Origin of the sequence: Exiguobacterium sp. s129 (assembly GCF_018617585.1) — a bacterium.
Classification (GTDB): Bacteria; Bacillota; Bacilli; order Exiguobacteriales; family Exiguobacteriaceae; genus Exiguobacterium; species Exiguobacterium aestuarii_A.
Genome location: NZ_JACSKL010000001.1, coordinates 133,482 through 150,955 on the forward strand (window position 1 = coordinate 133,482; position 17,474 = coordinate 150,955).

Here is a 17,474-nt window from a genome sequence, read left to right on the forward strand (position 1 = left end):
CACTTCTCCTTTATGCCCGTAAATCTTCTTCTCGCGAACTCGTCAACTTCATCTGAAGCAATGAAGCGCCGATTGCGAGAAGGAGCAGGACGACACCAGCGGCGGATGCGATACTGACGTCCAGTGACATGAACTTGTTGTAGATGTACATGACGAGCGTGGTGGTCGCGCCAGCCGGACCGCCACCTGTCGTCAAGGCGATTTCTTCGAACACTTTCATTCCGGCTATGATCGTCATGACCGATACGAGAGTGACAGATGGTGTGAGCATCGGTACGGTGATACGCCAGAATTTTTGGAAGGCGTTCGCTCCGTCAATCTCGGCCGATTCATAGACGTCTTTCGAGATCGACTGAAGTCCTGCCAAATAGATGATCATGTAGTAGCCCAAGCCTTTCCACACGGTAATCGCGGATACGGCGACGAGAGCGGTCGAGCTTTGGACGAGTAAGTTTGTCGGATTGTCAAACAGGCCAAGCGATACGAAGATCGACGAGACCGGACCGCTCTGTGAGTAAAGCATCTTCCACATGAGCGCGGCGACGACCATCGGCGTGACGACCGGCAAGTAATACAGGATGCGGAACGTCGAGACACCTTTGATGGCCTGATTGACGAGAACTGCTAAAATCATTGGCAAAAAGATATTTAATGGAAGGACGATGATCAAAAATAAAATCGTATTCCATAAGGCAAGCCAGAACGACGTATCTGTAAAAATCTCTTTGAAGTTGGCGAGTCCGACGAACTCTCCAGTCCCCGCAATGATTTTATAGTCCAACAAACTCCAGTGGAACGCCTCGACGATCGGAATGACGAGGAACGTGCCGAGCACAACGATCGATGGGAGTAGGAACAGCCAAGGGGTGAGGAGGTTTTTCTTCTTCCGTCTGACGACCTTCGTTTTCGTGGTCGATACAGGGAGTGCTATATTCTCTTTATTCATCTTATGGTCTCCTTCCAATAAAACGAGCTGAATCAAAAGAGGGGTCTCCTTTTGATTCAGCTCTCAACGTTTAGAACGTCACGCTCTCTCCAGATTTCTCAAACGCGTCATCCCAAGCTTTCGCAAGTGCTTCTACTGCTTCTTTACCTGACATTTTTCCTTGTAAGTTTTGAACGAAGATATTCTTCGTCGCTTCACGTAGTTCTGCACTGTTCTCTGTCGGTGGGACGAGAACTTCGGCACGTTCGAGTGATTTTGAAGCTTGCATCATCCCGAGCGCTTTCGGTGAGTCTCCCGGATTCGTGAAGTAGTCATCCTCGAGTGACGCTTTCGTCGATGGGAGGACCGTTCCTGCCGTCTTCGCGAATTCGAGCTGATTGTCGGCATTTGTGACAAACTCGGCGAATGCGACCGCTGCCTCTTTATTCTTCGTCTTCGCCGGTACGGCGAAGTTCATGACTGCAACGTTGACCGGTGCGTCTGATGCTTCAAGCGGCTGTCCTGCTTTTGAGACTTCATAAATGTCCGGTGCGCCGCTCTCGACCGGTCCGAGGAATGTGACGCCACCTTCGAGTAATGACGTGTTGCCCGCCATGTAGAGTTCTTGTCCTGTCTTGATTGATCCTTCAGCCGCTTCTTGCGGGATCAACCCTTCGTCATACATTTTTTGCATCGTCTCGAAATAGTTGATGATGTCCGCATTGTCAGCGAACGTCGCTTTTCCATCTTCGACAATCGGTTCACCCGCGATGGAGACCATCTTCTCCATGATGGCGTTTCCGTCATTGATGACCGGATAGAACGCCGGTTTACCCGTCTTGTCCGTCAACATTTTCGACGCTTCGTAAATGCCTTCCGTCGAAGTCGGGACTTCTTTGATGCCTGCTTGTTCGAAGTGGTCCCCGTTGTACCAAGAGACGGTCGTCGTCAAATACCAAGGAAGTGCGTACAGTTTGTCTTCGAACATACCAGACTTGTATGGACCATCCACATAAGCCGTTTTCGCTTCTTCAGACAACATGTCGTCGAGTTCGAGCAATCCACCTTGTGCCGCGATGTTCGACATATAGTGTGGGTTCAAGTTGACGACGTCTGGGACGTCACTACCCGTCAACGACGTCAGTACTTTTTGCTCCATTTCATTTTGTGGCACGTCTTCGATGACGACATCCACGTCTGGATGCATCTCTTCAAACTCTTTTTCAATCTCGTCAAAATACGAATCGAATGGCTCCCCTGCGAGTGAGGCTGTCCACATCGTCACTTTCCCTGACAGTTCCCCGTCACTCGATGCCGAACTGCTACCAGACTCTTCATTGCTACAAGCCATCAAGCCGACTGACAAGGCAGCGATCGATGCGCTCGCCGCAAGTTGTTTCGTACGTTTTTTCATCTTTCATTTCCTCCCCGAGATAAAATAGAAAGCGTTTTCACAAATCCATCATAACGTTTAAGAAATCTATTTGCAATACTAAAATCAAAATGAAAATAATTTTCTAAATGAAAACTCGCCCCTTTTTCAGAGACGAGTCCAACGGTTAGAACCCTTGACGGTCGATGGCGTATTGTAACCATTGTTTCATGTCAGCCGTTCGTGACTGTAAACGGTCATATAACACCGGCTCGAGTTGAGTGTTTGTTTTCATGACATCTAACGACTGTTCGATTCGTTGAACATCCTCAATGGTGAGCGACTGTTTTCTCGCTGCCTTCTCAAGACGCTGGATCTCTTTGGCGAGAGCACGACCAGCTTTTTTATCCATCGCCCCTTTTGGCATATACAGACTGTTCATCTCGCGGCGCGTGTCTTTCAACAAGGCTTCGATGGCGAGGAGCGGCTCTTCCCCTGGGTTGACGGCCGTCTCGCGCCAAGGACCTTTCCCTAGCGCATCGACGGACGGGGCGCTCGCTTGACCGAATGCGAACATGTTCACACCCGATGTGCCAAACTTCGCCGACAGAACATCATCCACCGCCGCCCCCTCGCTTAAGTGGTGATAGAACGAATAGATCCCTGTGAAGTACATCGTTCCTTCCGGCATCAGCTTTTTACTCGCCTGAACCGTCTTTTGAATGCTATTGAAGTCATGTCCGTATGCTTGTGGGATGACGGCATCGATGTCTTCTTTCCAGTCACTGATATACACTTCTTCCGCTCCTGGTTCTGGCGTCGCCGTCAGCATGAACTTCGAATTATTTTGTTTGGAGACGTCATGTAACTTGTCGACGAATTCATTCTCCCGTTCGCGTACCCATGTTTGGAACGCCTCCCATTCCGGCGTATCCTTCTTCAAATCAACCGGATCGATGCCGCTCACTTGCTCATAGAGCGCCCGCGTCGGTTCGCTAAATCCATACGCTTTGTCAAAACCATGATGCGGGAGTCGCATGTAATCGATATTCAACCCTTTGATGTCGTAAGTCGATTCCATCTCCTCATAGAGCGCGAGCATATAGTCTTGCACTTCAGGCTGCATGATATCTAGCCAGTAATAGCGGCTCGACGTGTCCGGCGCCGGCTGTCCGGTCGTATTCGTCCGTTGTACGGCCGCCCATTCCGGATATTGTTTGAACTGAGACGGGACACCTAAGCTCGCTTCCCCGACCATGAATCCGTCCGTCCATGCGTGAACCGTCATGCCTCGCTCTTTCGCTTCCGCGATATAGGCGGCGAGAATGTCGGTGCCGTGCTCACCGAAATCACCGTTTTTGAAGTTCGGGTGCTGGGTGGGAAGTCCATACTGTTCCTGGACCGCACTCGGATAGATCGGGTATCCCCAGAACGTCGTCTCGAGATAGACCGCATTGAACCCGGCCTTTTCCATTCGATCTAAGACGGTCTCGACGCCTGCTAACGTCGATTCTTTCGGACGATGCCACACCGCACGCTGCTCGGCGACACCGGAGTCGATGGAGTAATAATAGGCATCATACGCACGCTGCGTCGCTTGCCTTACCGCGTCTAAGGCGATGACCGGGTCTGACTCCCCATTCGCCTGATCTAAATATGTCCGAGCGGAACGGAGCGCCTCGTCCGCCAAGTCGAGCGGGACGTCAATCCATTCCGCCCGCGCTTTTGCAATCGACTGTTCAGCCTTCTCAATCGCTTTCTCACTTTGGAACGCATAGCTGTCCACATCCTGTGTAATCGTGACGACCCCGTTCGTCACGTCGACTTTCGCCCCGATGATGCTGTTCCCTGAAAGGAATGCCGAGCTGACACCATGGCCACTGACGACGAATCCGTTATCTGGGATGCTTGAATTCCCGCCCCCAAGCTTCGTCACATAGCCATCTTCGACCGTGATCTCATAGCCATATACGTTCGTCTTCGTCGACTCCCCGAACGCAGGCGTATAGACGATCAACTGGTCCGGCCCGCGGAATCCATCGAACGGTGCCCCGTCCGGATTCGACGTTCGCGTCGGGTCGACGGCGTTCGCCCTGCGTTCTTCTTGTTTGACGACCGGCTCCTCGAGCATGATGCGCTCCCCGACTTCGAGCTGACGCAAGAACGAAGCGACCGCTTCCGTCGTGTCTTTCCCTGTCGACATGACGAGACCGTTCTCTGGGATTGGACTGTTCCCGCCTCGTTTCTCCGCTACCGTGTACGTATTGATCCCGACTTTCTCTAGCACGACTTCCGTACTCGCCGGGTTCGTCTCCGTGTAGTAGCTGAACTGATCGTTGAAGATGATGAGTTGCTGCTGGTTCGCGAGTTTGTTGATGCCCCCGACACGCATCTCATCACCAGAGGCATCGATGACTTTCATCACCTCTTCAGCTGCCGCTCCTTGCATCGGTAATAAACTTCCCACCAACGTGAGGCTAAGTGCCGTACCAACTACGTTACGTTTGTTCATCCCATTCACTCCCTCTTCTAAAAAAGTAACCGCTTACAAAAAGAACATAGCATAGAGGGTGATAGGTAAAAATAATCATTTTACTTTTATGGAATTTATTGAAAATTATTTTCATTTTAAGAATAGAGCATCCCGTCTTACGTTTGTCTGCATGAATAACTAGTTCCTTCGTCCCAATATGTCAATGAAGTCTGACTTGTTCACCCAGAATGAAAAAAACTCCGTCAAAATGACGGAGTACTCACAATAACGGGGCGATGAACTTCAGTTTTTCTTCCTCGTGGCGGCTCGAGAGGCCGTGTCCATATTCCGGATAGACACGGAACGCCTTCTCACCGGAAAGTTCACGGAACAACGCATATCCTGTCGACGGAGGGCAGACCTCATCTAAGAGACCGACCCCGACCATGACGGGACAGGTGATGCGTCTCGCAAAATTAATCCCGTCGACATAACGAAGCGTGTCGTACAATCTCGCTTCCGACTCGTGAAGAGGATCGTGTACTTTGAAGTAGTGCGAGATTTCTAAGTACGGACCGTCCGTCGCGAGCTCGACCCCTCGTGGCATATCACAAAGGAATGGGATGTCGACCAAGGCAGCCTTCACTTTCGGATGCAAGGCGCTGACTCCGAGGGCGATGCCACCACCCTGGCTCCCCCCTTCGACGATCGCTGATTTCGCACCTGACAGCATGAGGGCGACATCGAGCGCACGGACCGCGTCCAGCATGACCCGCGTATAATAATACGTCTCTTTCTTGAAAATCCCTCGCGTCATCCATCCGGCTGCACCACCGAGAGGCATGAGCAACGACTGCTCCGGGTCCATTCCTTGGTCTCGTGTCTCGACGAGCAGCACGGCCATCCCTTGTACGACATACTTCATGGCGATGTGAGGTTCATGCGTATTCCAGTTATACCCGTGATAGAGGACGACGACGGGAAGCGAGTGGTCAATCGTTGTCGGTTTGATGAACGTCGCCTTATGTACGAGCGCCCCATGCGACAAGTAACGGATGTCTTCCATCTCGACGTTTCGGACGTAAGCGGGGATCGGATTCCGCTCAATCTGCATCGGAATCTCTCGTAATGTCTCGAGTTCTCGCTCCCAGAATCGATCAAAGTCGTCCGGCATCGTGACACTCGAGCGGTAAGCCTCTAACTCACGGACCGACACATCAACGCCCGGCATGGACGACATCTCCTTTCTTGATGGCGAGGGCGAGCGCTCCCTTTAATCCGGCGAAATCACCGAGTGTCGGTGGGACGATATACGTCTCTAACTCATTCACATACGGATTTTGAATATAGCCGTTCATCTTCTGTCGAAACGCTTCACGCACTTTCGGGAACAGGTGCGACTGCTTCATGACACCACCGCCGAGAATCATCCGCTCCGGGGCGAGAATGAGGGCGATGTTGACGAGCGCCTGTGCCAAATAATCCGCCTCGATATCCCACGCCGGGTCGCTTGGGTCGAGCAAGTGCGCCTTCTTGCCATGTCTCGCCTCGATGGCAGGACCGGATGCCAATCCTTCAAGACAGTCTCCGTGATACGGACAGACGCCGTTCGACAGATCATCCGGGTGACGACGGACCATCATGTGTCCCATCTCCGGATGCCCCATCCCGTGGACGAGTTCCCCGTCAATCACGGCACCCGCTCCGATTCCGGTACCGACCGTCATGTAGAGACAACTCGAGACATCCGTCGCCCCGCCAAACGTCATCTCCCCGAATGCCGCTCCGTTCACGTCGGTATCGAGCACGATTGGAACTTGAAAATGTGCCTTCAACACGTCATAGAGTGGATAGTTCGCCCACTTTATTTTCGGTGTCGTCGTGATGCATCCATACGTCTCACTCGACGGATTCAAGTCGACCGGACCGAACGTGCCGACGCCGAGCGCCTCGATCGTTTCTCCTTCAAAGAACTCGAACACGTTTGCCATCGTCTCTTCCGGGTCCGTCGTCGGGATGGATGCGTGACGGATGACGTCCCCTGTCTCCGTCCCGATGCCACAGACGATTTTCGTTCCTCCCAATTCAATCGCTCCAAACATATGTAGCTCTCCTTTCTAGTGTGGTTTCCTACTCACTTTAGATTGCAATCGCTTACAATTAACTCCATGCTACCCGCCACGACGCGCGGTTTGTCGCTCACCGTCACGACGAGATGGTCGCCCTTCTCGAGCGGGACCCCGTCCAACGTCCCCTCTCCGTTCAATACACTGATGAGACGGAAGCGGTCTAGTGGTCTGAGCACGAATCCGTCTGTGACGTCCATTCGATAGACGTTGAACTCGTCCGTCTCGATCAATGTTTGAACCGTACCGCCCGTCACGTCTTTCGTCTTCGGATGGACGATTGTCGGTGTATCCGGTACCGTCGTCACTTCAATCGCTTGATCGAGATGGAGCTCACGTGCATTCCCTGCGTCGTCTGTCCGGTCAAAGTCATATACCCGATACGTCGTGTCTGAAGACTGTTGCGTCTCGAGGATGACGATTCCTTCCCCGATCGCATGGATCGTCCCGCTCGGCACGAAAATGAAATCGCCCGCCTTCACCGGTTGACGACGCAACAACGTGTCCCACTCACCGCGTTCGATTGCTTCGGCCAACTGTTCTTTCGTCTCCGCCGTATGCCCGAGAATCAATTCCGCGCCCGGCTCGGCCTCGACGACGTACCAACATTCCGTCTTTCCGTATGATTCTCCTTCTAGACGCATTGCTTCCTCGTCGTTCGGATGGACCTGGACGGACAAGTCGTCCGCCGCATCGAGCAGTTTGACGAGGAGCGGGAAGCTGTCGAGCGTGTACGCGCCAAACAACTCGCGCTTCTCCTCCCACAGTTCAGCGAGCGTGTGCCCTGCAAATTGGCCGGAAGTGACGACGCTCATCCCGTTCGGATGGGCCGAGATGCCCCAACACTCGCCGATGTTCCCTTGCGGCAGGTCATACTCGAACGTGGTCTCGAGCTTGCGTCCTCCCCAAAGTCGTTCCTGAAAGACTGGTGTGCATGTTAAGATCATGATTCATTCCCCCATTTTCACATCAAGAAATCGCTCAAAGGTGAACGTCTTGAATGATTGTAAATCGAAGTTCTGAACTTGCTTCATAAAGCTTATGAAATTGGTCTATACATTTCAAAAGACATCATAGCACATCTTTTTTTAAGAAAGCAGAATTTCTTTAAGTGACATGGCACACAATCGTACTTTTACCCGCTTCAATTGGGTATTTCACAATTCTATTTTTTCATAGCTAATCACGGACATAAACACGTACCAGTCTTGGAAATTTTATTTTCCAAAGTGTGATATCGGGTCGCCTAATCAAAGTCGAAGATGATTGTATACGTTAAGTATAAAAGATATAGCGTCAATCCTATATCGCCTTGCTTCAAAGATTGTCGGCAACACGATTGAACTTATCTTCAAGTATTTCCAATTGTGACAAGCATTTTTTCATTACGAAATTCCACTGATTGATCACATCGAATGCTTCACCTGGTTAATACAACGCCATCAGGAAAGAAACGCTATTCTTCTCCTTTCTGTCGTTGTTACACCAATGCCTAACGCCTCTGTCACCTTAATCCCCATGTTATCGGAGATATCCCTTGGGCTTATGTGTGATAAGGGCGGTCGCTAGGCGGGGGGAATAGCGTTTATACTCGCTCTAACCTAGGAATACGAAAGAGCGCTCGGAAAAGAATCGAAGATGAAAACGATTGACGAACAAATCGTAGAATGGGAGCCGATGATCCATTACGTCATCCGCCACTTGAACATCCACCCGAACGAGCAGGACGACTGTGTCCAAATTGCCCGCATCGCCTTATGGGAAGCATTGAACCGAGGCTGTACGCTATCGAAGACGTACTGCTTCCAGCGCATCCGTGGGGCAATCTTGAACCATCAACAAAAGAACGCACGGCACTTGAAACATGAGGTCGCGGCCGAACGGCTCCCCGAACAATGTATGACATCCGAGCGTCATCTGTTTGACTGGCTCGACGAACAACGAAAGAACCTATCCCCACGCCACTTCGAACTTCTCTGTCACCTGATTGACGGCACGGAACAGACGCTCGACTACTCCGCAAGCCGATTGCGCGCGTATAAGGCCGACGTTCAACGTGAGTTGCGAGAAGAGTTATATTCGAAGGAGTGAACAACATGGAACCGATTCAAATCAAAGAAGCAATCACAAGTTACTTGGAAGATGTAGAGATGCGGCAACAACGCTCACCTGAGACAGTGAAGACGTATCGGAACACGTTACGTCGATTCGAACAGATGATGCAGCAGTCGAATGTGATTTTCTTAAAAGACGTGGGTGAAACTGAACACGCGTTCTCTTATCGAGACAAACTAGTAGATGAAGAGCTAGCGACCAACACGATTAAAAAATATGTGAGTGTACTCAAGTCGTTTATGTCCTACTCGGTCAAACGAGGATGGATCACATGTAATCCATTCATATTCGTCAACGTACCCGGTGCCGAAGCAAAGCGGCAATCCATCATTTTAAGTCGGGAACAAGTCAATCAACTGCTACATCATGCACATAACGCGACATTGTATAACATCTTTTTGATTGGCTGCGATGCGGGATTCCGAATCAGTGAGACGTTAGATTTAAAACTCGAGGATGTATCGTTTGAGTCGAACGACATCATCATTCGACACGGGAAAGGGAATAAAATGCGGGAAGTGCCGATGACCGAACGCATCCGAAAATCGTTAGAGCGTTATATTCAGGTCGAGCGGCCAAAATCAGACAAGGACTCGCGATACTTGTTCATCATGCCAAACGGCTCAAAAGTCCGCGCAAACTATGTGAATGAATATCTCTTGGAAGTATCAGAGGAACAGCTTGGATTCGGAATCACGAGCCACGTCCTCCGTCACAGCTTTGCAACCGAGCTCTACAACGCCGATGTCAAAATTACGAAAATCAGCCGGTTACTCGGACATGCTTCAACTGAGACGACCGAGTTGTATCTGCACATCTCGAAAGAACAGAATCAAGAAACGATTGAAGTGTTGAATGAGAAGAATCGGGAGGCGAACAACTTCTAAAAAACTAAAAAATGATCAACTTGAGATTTTTTTCACCTAGTGATTAAATGAAGTATCCTTGTAATCAAAAAGTTAAAAATGTAAAAGAGCGGACATTCCTCATGAAAGAAGTGTCTGCTCTAGTCTTAATCAATCGTTATTTGCACATTTTAAAGAATGCGTTCGAAATCAATATCCGTTCTAGAGGCAATTGCCAATCTGAGACGTTTGGGTTACAAGTATTTGTTTGGTGATAGCTGTTACTGATTATGTGACATTTGGAGACTTTTCGTGAGCTTCAGATTTTTTATATCAAGGAAGAAAGTTTGTTGTCTATTCTGATAACCGTTTATGATCAGATTGCATGACATCGTTTATATATCGTATATAATAGTCGATTATGCTCTCATTTTGTGACAATCAATTTTTTTGAGAAGTAACTTGTGAATGTGAAGCGAAGTTTTTTTTGCGTTAATTATTAATTCGCAGGTCATGGCATATCTCACATTAAAGTATTTTGTGAATCATCTCAAACATAATATTTAGATAATTCTAGCTAAAAACCGTTTTTGAGTAAAACAATGGTCAACGAATAAGGAAACATGAATCGACTGTTGAAGTTAAAGTGGCAGATGTAGGTGTTGAAAATTTTAATTTTCTTAGAATTCAGTCCCTATTTCACAATTTCGAGGTACGTTCCGCTCATCGATAACATAAGAAAGAACGTGAATCTCTGAGAATTGTCTCTCGTAGCGGTTCACTGACATTGCTTAAGAATCAATCTTGTTATAGACTTTTTCCTTATCATTATCGAATCGAATCAATTATACCTTCAAAAAAATCAAGTTATTTTAATTCATCCAACTTATTGACAAAATTATACACGAAACACTAAAACAAATTATATAGATAAGGTACTTTGGGTTTTTATCAAGTGTATAGAATTCAAACCCAACTGTTTGTATAAAAAGGCATAAAGCCCATGAACTAACAAGATAATTTAAATTCAGATTTAAGACAGCGACTATTGAACTAAGAATTACAAATAGTATTGAAACAAATAGCGAGATAGAAAAAAGTAGTTTATATCTTCCTTTTGCTTGTAAAAATTCATAACTTAAATTAAATTGAGCGGTCAAAAGAACTACTGCACTAATACATACATATAATAGACTATCTTCAAATAAATTTAGTTCTCCATTTAATAGATTTTCATTAACAAAGGGTAGAGATTGATATAAAATCACCGCTACAAATGAATAAAAAAGCCAACTTACTAAAAAATAATAACCATTAGTCATTTTAAATTTTTCACTAGCGAAATAAGGAAAAACAACTGTACCTAAACCGTTTGAAATGAACCAAACTTTTGAAAGTATGTCGAATGTACTTCTGAATAAACCTAAAGTTTCCACTCCATATCTTTTTGAAATAATCATTATAACTAATCCACTAAAGTTTATTTGCATTATTTGAGTAGCCGATAAAAAAATAGACTCCTTATAAATATTTAAGACATAACTAAACTGTTTTTTGTTAATTTTTTTTATTTTGAATACACCGTTTGATTCATTTAAAATTTTCCTTGATAATTTAATATCCAATAATCTTCTTATCATTAACAGAAATAATATTATAGCTATTTCTTCAAATAAATATGATCCTATTATAAGTACCGCGTATCGAAAAAAACCGGAGTATAAATTAAAAACACTTATTTTCTCGAATTTTTTTCTAGCTTTGGAATAGGCAATATTAATTTTCGTGGGGAGGAAAAATATATATTCAAGAACAGAAAACATAGTAACTAACAATGCTAAACTATCATCACCATTTAAAATATAGGTGATTATTAAAAATATAAAAGGAGTGAAAAAAATAATAAACATTATAGTTCCTACATAAAAAGTACTGATAGTTTGACTAATTTCCTCATCCTCTAAAATTATTAACCTTGTTATATGTTTTATAACTCCGAGTTCAAAAATAGCAAAGTAAGAACCTAACATTAAATATATAGCATATACTCCATAGGACTCTAAACCTAGATTATTTAATAAAATAGGGACTGAGATTATTCCTAGTATTCCCAGTATTAAATTGCTACCATATACAAATGAAATTTTTTTCAACATTAAAATTATTTTTCCTTCCATTTATAGTATATTAGTAAGGACATCGGAAACAACAGCGTAACTAAGGTACGATTATTGGCATCTTTGAGTATTTTATATATTTTTCTATCATCGATTAGGGAGTACACAGTATATAAAAGAGCTTTCTTTATCTTTACTTTTAGTTTTACATTCCCTTTTAGAAATTCGTTGGAAATTACGATTCCTCCTTTAGGATTGCCTAATCTCATCTGTCTTCCCGCTTTAGTAAGACCATCCTCTAAATATTCACTAATGTAAATAGGTTTGTTTATGAATACCGCCTCATAATTTTCTCCAATTTTCTTATGAATATAACCCTCACCCATAAAGCGTTCATTTTTAAATTCAGGAAACAGATACTGTTTGCGAATGTCAGTTAAATAAACAGATTTTTTGTCTCCTTTAACTTCACTATTTATTAGAACTTCAAGATAATTAGAAATAAAATTATCATCCTTAAACTTATCTCCTATGATCATATCGTCTTCATTTTTTTGAAGGAACCAGAAAGAACTAATTGAGGAGTTTTTTTTATTTTCTTTCCATATATTAAAAATAGTCTCTACTGCATCCTCAACTATCCTGTCATCACTGTCTACAATAAATACTAATGGTGTGTTAATCTCAAGTAGCCCTGTATTAACTGCAGTGTGTTTACCTCCGTTTGATTTCAATATATATTTAATGTCTATCTTCTTTTCACCTATAAATTCTTCAATTAACTCTCTTGTACAATCTGTACTCCCATCGTCTACTACAAGCCATGTAAACCTTTTATTATTTTGCTTACACAGACTCTCATACAGACGAAACAATGTTTTCTCTCTATTGTATGTCGGTGTTAATATAGTTAAAAACATATGAGTTACCTCTCTGATCTTATTGAATAAATAAGTTTACTAGTTGACGAAATGTGAGTGTACCAATGAATATAATTAAAAATGCGTACATTACCAATCTTTCTTTCTTATTATTAATTATACTAATCGATAGTGGTATGAGAGCCAATGTAGGAATTAGAAAGTACAAACCTAATCGAAAAGCCCAATACATTTCAAATGTTAACAACCAACAAATAGAGTAAATTATCGAACTAAGAATATAGAAATCAGCGAAAGAATTTCTTTTTAATAGCTTGTCTCTATTGAGTAATGAGAACAGACTCAATATATAAAAAGGAATTCCTTTTAATGGAGCCAGGATTGAACCATCAAATGATGATTCAGTTTCAATAAATCTATCTAGATAGTCGATGCTTTGGATAACATTATCAAAAAAACCTTGTACTGTTAAAAAAATTAAAATAATAAATATAATACTATATACATAATTTTTCATTGATTTAGTTTTTGCAACTAAGAAATAAAAAGGCAGAATAATAATTGCAGTTGTATGAAATAGTATTGCAATAAAACTTAAAATACCACATATTGCTTTTTTTGATTGGAGATATGCTAAAAATGCTAAATTTATAATTGTCACTGCGATTATTTGCCTTAATAAAAATGTTGAATAAATAAAATACGAACTGCCAAGATATAATAGTAGCACTAGCACAATATTACTATTCATTTTTGTCAGGACATAAATACTGAAAAAATTCACAAAGATGGCAACTAAAAAGAATAACCAATCACTGTTATTTGTAAAGTAATATATAATTTGATTTAAAATTAAAAATCCACCTTCTGTGCCGGATGAGAAAATCATCTCTTCGTTATAACTAGGATATCGATATAAAAAATTCCATACATATCGATTAGCATCAACTAATAAACCAGAAGTGGAAAGGTGGACAGAGAAAATTGATAAAATTAGAGATGCGAATAATATGTAATCAATATGATTAGTTTTTTTACTAAAACTCAACAAGTCTATTTTTATCTTTATCTTACTTCTAATGATGGAAGTAAATACAATAAGTAGAAAAATAAAAAAGTATTGTACTAAATAGATCAACTTTTTAAATACCTCTCTGTGTTTAGTTTTTACGTTTCCAGATTCTCAAGTACTCGTGCATAAAAATTCTCATGCCACATTACTTGTTCTTTCAGATCATATCCCTTTTGTCTGATAGTGTTTAAATCGATTATTTCTCTCATTCCAATTTGTTTTTCTATAATACTCACCCATTTATCAACGTTTAATTCTTCAAAGATAACTTTATTTACCCCAAAATCTATTTCCGAAGAAACCGTATTAGACACAAGAGATAAGAGTGAAGCAATTTGTGCTTCAATTATAACGTTTGGCATTCCCTCAAAAAACGAAGGTAAAATTAAAATATCCAAAGCACTCATTATTTTGTTTACATCGTTTCTATCACCCAAAAAGATTATATTATCTTGAAGTCCAAATTCATTTACTTTACTTTTTATTTTTTCTTCTAGTACACCACTTCCAATTAAAAATAACTTCACGTTTTTCTTTTTTAAAATTAATTTATTCATTAATTCAACGGAGAATTCATGATTTTTCACATGGGAGAAAGATCCCACTTGCCCAATCATTACATCATCATCTGCAATTCCAAATTCGTGTCTTAAAAATGCTCTATGCTTTTGATCAAACTCAAAAGTCTGAATATTTTTTGCGTTTGGCAGAATGGTAACTTCATTCTGCTCTCCATACAGCCAAGCAGCAGAGGCTTTTCCAACTGCAAATAAATGTGTAGCTCCTTTTAATATCCCTCGTTTCATAATATTCTTAAAAAGCATTTCAGATGTAGACAAAAAACTACTTTCCTTTTTATTCTGATTTGCTGAATGACTGTGTGCAATTCTTACCTGAATTTTATTTAATTTTGCAACGTTTAAAATCAATCCACTCCAAGTATTCATATGACAATGCACTATTTTATATTGCTTATTTTCCTTAAAAAAATTGTGGATATGTTTTATGAATTTAAAAAGACCAACTTCTTTAACCCCAGGAATATGATGAATTCTCCCTCCCATACTTATGATTTCGTCTTCAAATATACCCTTTTCATTTCTTGTTACTAAAAAGTCAAATTGATATTTTTCTTTGTCAATTTCTCTGTACATATTCATGATTTGGGACTCAATCCCACCTCGATTCAATACTGCAACTATTCTAAGAACTCTAACTGGTGATTTACTCATTTCTCATCCTTCTTATAGCATATTTTTAATAAATAAATGTTTTCCACTTTTTTCACGTGGGATATTATCAACTTGTTCAATCATCACAACCATTTCTTTTCCAAATTTATCTTTGAACTCTTTTTCTAAAATCGAGTTAAATCGTAAGTCATAATTCTTTTTATCAACTACTATTTTCACTGATATTAAATTTTCTTTTAGTTGAATCACTTGAGATTGGATAATGACATTCGGTAAATTCTTAAAAGCATTCGCAATGTTTGCAGAATTAATTTTTGTACCGTCAGCTTTTAGAAGATAATCGAGTTTCCTACCTTTTATCTCTTTAGCTAAAAGTGTTTCAACTCCACATTCACATTTAGTATTATGATTCAATGAAATTTGATCGCCTATTTGATATCTTATTAGAGGAGTTCCATGAGTAGTGAAGCTAGTAACTAGTACTTCATCATTTTCTACCATTTCAAAAACTCCAGATGCAAGTTCAATATGAAGTCCACCTTTATCGCACTCTGTAATAAAAGGCGCACCTTCACTTGAAGCATATTGATTATAGACTTTACACTGAAAAACCCTCTCCACTAATTCTCTCCCCTCATCAGAAATTGTTTCTGATGTAGGGAAAATAGCTATTGGTTTAAAATTTAATACGATGTTGTTTAGCTCTATATATTTTGCAACTTCGTATATAGAAGTGAAAAAACCATCGATTGAATCGGGTTTAAACTTATTTAAAGAATTTATGTAATAAATCATATTTTCACTACTTAAATGAAACGAAGAAAAAATCATTTGTTTACATGCATGATTATATCTCCAAAAAACTTTTTTTGTTTGGTTCTGAGGAACGATATGTTTCCCATTGAAAGTAGCTCTTTTCATCTTTAAATGAATGAATCCTGCTTTCATTTTAAAATAATCCAAGGTTGCCATCCGTCTCATCATATCTTCTTTAGAAAATCTAACTATTAAAGATTTTCCAGTAGTTCCTCCAGTATGACTTTCTATCCCTGATTCTGCACTTATAGTATGGATTGAATTAATATTTTTTCGTAATTCTTCTTTGTCCATAATAGGAAAGTCTGATAAACAATTAGCTTCTTTATATCCTTTATAATATTTAGATTTGTTGACAGAATAATTGATAAATTTCTCTAAAATATCATTTTGTACTTCTATTTTTTTTTCTAGAGATAGTTTTTCAAACCACTTTAAAAATTCTATATAATTAAAATATTCTTCTCCATATCTACTTTTATTATTTTTATAACCTTTTAATGTAACTCCAACATTTTGTAACCAGATTGGAGAAATTTCATATAGTTTTTGAAAGATCATATTTAAAGATTCTCCTTATACCATTCAATTGCTTCCAAAATCCCTTGCTCAAAACTATACTCTGGTTGATACTCCATCTCTGTTCGTGCTTTTGATACATCTGCGTTACTGTGCTTTATGTCCCCTGCTCTCTCTGGTAGATAAATTGGATCAATTTTCTTCCCGAGTGATTCAGTTAACATTTGATAAACATCGATTAAAAATTCTTGACCGCCGTAAGCAATATTATATGCATTACCCGCAAATTCACTTGATGTCTGGCAAGCCTTCAAATTTGCTTCGATTACATTTTCGATGTAGGTAAAGTCTCGACTTTGTTTCCCATCACCATTTATCGAAGGAGCCTCATCATTCAATAATTGTTTAAGAAACTTCGGAATTACAGCTGCATAAGCACCTTCTGGATTTTGACGACGCCCAAATACATTAAAGTATCTTAAACCGTATGTATCTAATCCATATAAATTGCTATATAATCGAGCATATTCTTCGTTAACTTTCTTAGTTAATGCATAAGGAGATAGTACATTACCTTCTCTTCCTTCAACTTTCGGCAATGTTGGCTCATCTCCATATACAGAAGAGCTTGACGCATAGACAAATTTCTTCACCTCATTTTGTCGCGCCGCTTCTAGCATATTTAATGTACCTTTAATGTTGATATCTTCATATAACAAAGGCATTTCAATACTTCTTGGTACGCTTCCCCAAGCAGCTTGGTGTAGTACATAATCTACCCCGTTGCAAGCATCAAGACAGGTTTCTAAATCTCTGATGTCGCCTTCAATAAATTCATATTTCTCATTGTCTAAAAACATTTCAACATGCTTCGGATTTCCGGTTGATAAGTTATCAAGACATCTTACACGATATCCTTTATTCAAAATTGCTTCACAAAGGTTGGAGCCGATGAATCCGGCCCCACCTGTCACTAAAAACAATGCGTTCTCTTCAAACTTTACATTTTCGTATCCCATA

The 17,474-nt window shown here is 41.7% G+C and carries 14 protein-coding genes; 2 read left to right on the plus strand and 12 right to left on the minus strand.

The genetic code is table 11. The annotated features are described in order from the left end of the window. Positions 1-10: 10 nt before the first annotated feature. From KNO92_RS00575 to manA, 6 genes are all read right to left on the minus strand, one after another. Positions 11-946 (minus strand): carbohydrate ABC transporter permease, encoded by a 936-nt coding sequence (locus KNO92_RS00575; RefSeq protein ID WP_214736631.1) that lies wholly within the window; start codon positions 944-946, stop codon positions 11-13. Positions 947-1,016: 70 nt separating this feature from the next. Continuing rightward, a complete protein-coding gene (locus KNO92_RS00580) occupies positions 1,017-2,339 on the minus strand; it encodes an ABC transporter substrate-binding protein (protein WP_214759690.1) in 1,323 nt (440 codons plus the stop codon). 145 nt (positions 2,340-2,484) lie between these two features. Continuing rightward, positions 2,485-4,809, minus strand: coding sequence for a glycoside hydrolase family 10-like protein (locus tag KNO92_RS00585; protein ID WP_214759692.1), 2,325 nt, complete (start codon positions 4,807-4,809; stop codon positions 2,485-2,487). A 241-nt stretch (positions 4,810-5,050) separates the two neighbouring features. Further along, positions 5,051-6,001: an acetylxylan esterase gene (locus KNO92_RS00590; protein WP_214759694.1), complete on the minus strand. Its 951-nt coding sequence runs from the start codon at positions 5,999-6,001 to the stop codon at positions 5,051-5,053. Next, positions 5,988-6,872: an ROK family protein gene (locus tag KNO92_RS00595; RefSeq protein ID WP_214759696.1), complete on the minus strand. Its 885-nt coding sequence runs from the start codon at positions 6,870-6,872 to the stop codon at positions 5,988-5,990. Before KNO92_RS00595 ends, KNO92_RS00590 begins: the two co-directional genes overlap by 14 nt. 32 nt (positions 6,873-6,904) lie before the next feature. Beyond that, positions 6,905-7,843, minus strand: coding sequence for a mannose-6-phosphate isomerase, class I (manA, locus tag KNO92_RS00600; protein WP_214759699.1), 939 nt, complete (start codon positions 7,841-7,843; stop codon positions 6,905-6,907). Positions 7,844-8,534: 691 nt separating this feature from the next. On the opposite strand from manA, the gene KNO92_RS00605 reads away from it, so the two are divergent. Together KNO92_RS00605 and KNO92_RS00610 are read left to right on the plus strand one after the other, a co-directional pair. Next, positions 8,535-8,987, plus strand: a complete 453-nt coding sequence (locus tag KNO92_RS00605; protein WP_214759702.1) for a sigma factor — start codon at positions 8,535-8,537, stop codon at positions 8,985-8,987. Between the two features lie 5 nt (positions 8,988-8,992). Continuing rightward, positions 8,993-9,898, plus strand: a complete 906-nt coding sequence (locus tag KNO92_RS00610; RefSeq protein WP_214759705.1) for a tyrosine-type recombinase/integrase — start codon at positions 8,993-8,995, stop codon at positions 9,896-9,898. Positions 9,899-10,728: 830 nt separating this feature from the next. Here the strand turns inward: KNO92_RS00610 and KNO92_RS00615 are convergent. From KNO92_RS00615 to KNO92_RS00640, 6 genes are read right to left on the minus strand one after another with little or no spacing between them, the layout of a single operon-like run. Continuing rightward, positions 10,729-12,012, minus strand: a complete 1,284-nt coding sequence (locus KNO92_RS00615; protein ID WP_214759708.1) for a lipopolysaccharide biosynthesis protein — start codon at positions 12,010-12,012, stop codon at positions 10,729-10,731. A 5-nt stretch (positions 12,013-12,017) separates the two neighbouring features. After that, the gene (locus KNO92_RS00620; RefSeq protein ID WP_214759711.1) at positions 12,018-12,893 is read right to left on the minus strand and encodes a glycosyltransferase family 2 protein; all 876 of its coding nucleotides are present in this window, start codon (positions 12,891-12,893) and stop codon (positions 12,018-12,020) included. Between the two features lie 19 nt (positions 12,894-12,912). Continuing rightward, complete coding sequence (locus tag KNO92_RS00625) at positions 12,913-13,992, minus strand: EpsG family protein (RefSeq protein WP_214759713.1); 1,080 nt, start codon at positions 13,990-13,992, stop codon at positions 12,913-12,915. Positions 13,993-14,021: 29 nt separating this feature from the next. Then, positions 14,022-15,158, minus strand: a complete 1,137-nt coding sequence (locus tag KNO92_RS00630; RefSeq protein ID WP_214759715.1) for a glycosyltransferase — start codon at positions 15,156-15,158, stop codon at positions 14,022-14,024. A gap of 12 nt (positions 15,159-15,170) precedes the next feature. After that, positions 15,171-16,496 carry a phenylacetate--CoA ligase family protein gene (locus KNO92_RS00635; RefSeq protein ID WP_214759717.1) on the minus strand — a complete coding sequence of 442 codons (1,326 nt, stop codon included), beginning with the start codon at positions 16,494-16,496 and terminating at the stop codon, positions 15,171-15,173. 2 nt (positions 16,497-16,498) lie between these two features. After that, positions 16,499-17,473 carry an SDR family oxidoreductase gene (locus tag KNO92_RS00640; protein WP_214759719.1) on the minus strand — a complete coding sequence of 325 codons (975 nt, stop codon included), beginning with the start codon at positions 17,471-17,473 and terminating at the stop codon, positions 16,499-16,501. Position 17,474 lies beyond the last annotated feature (1 nt).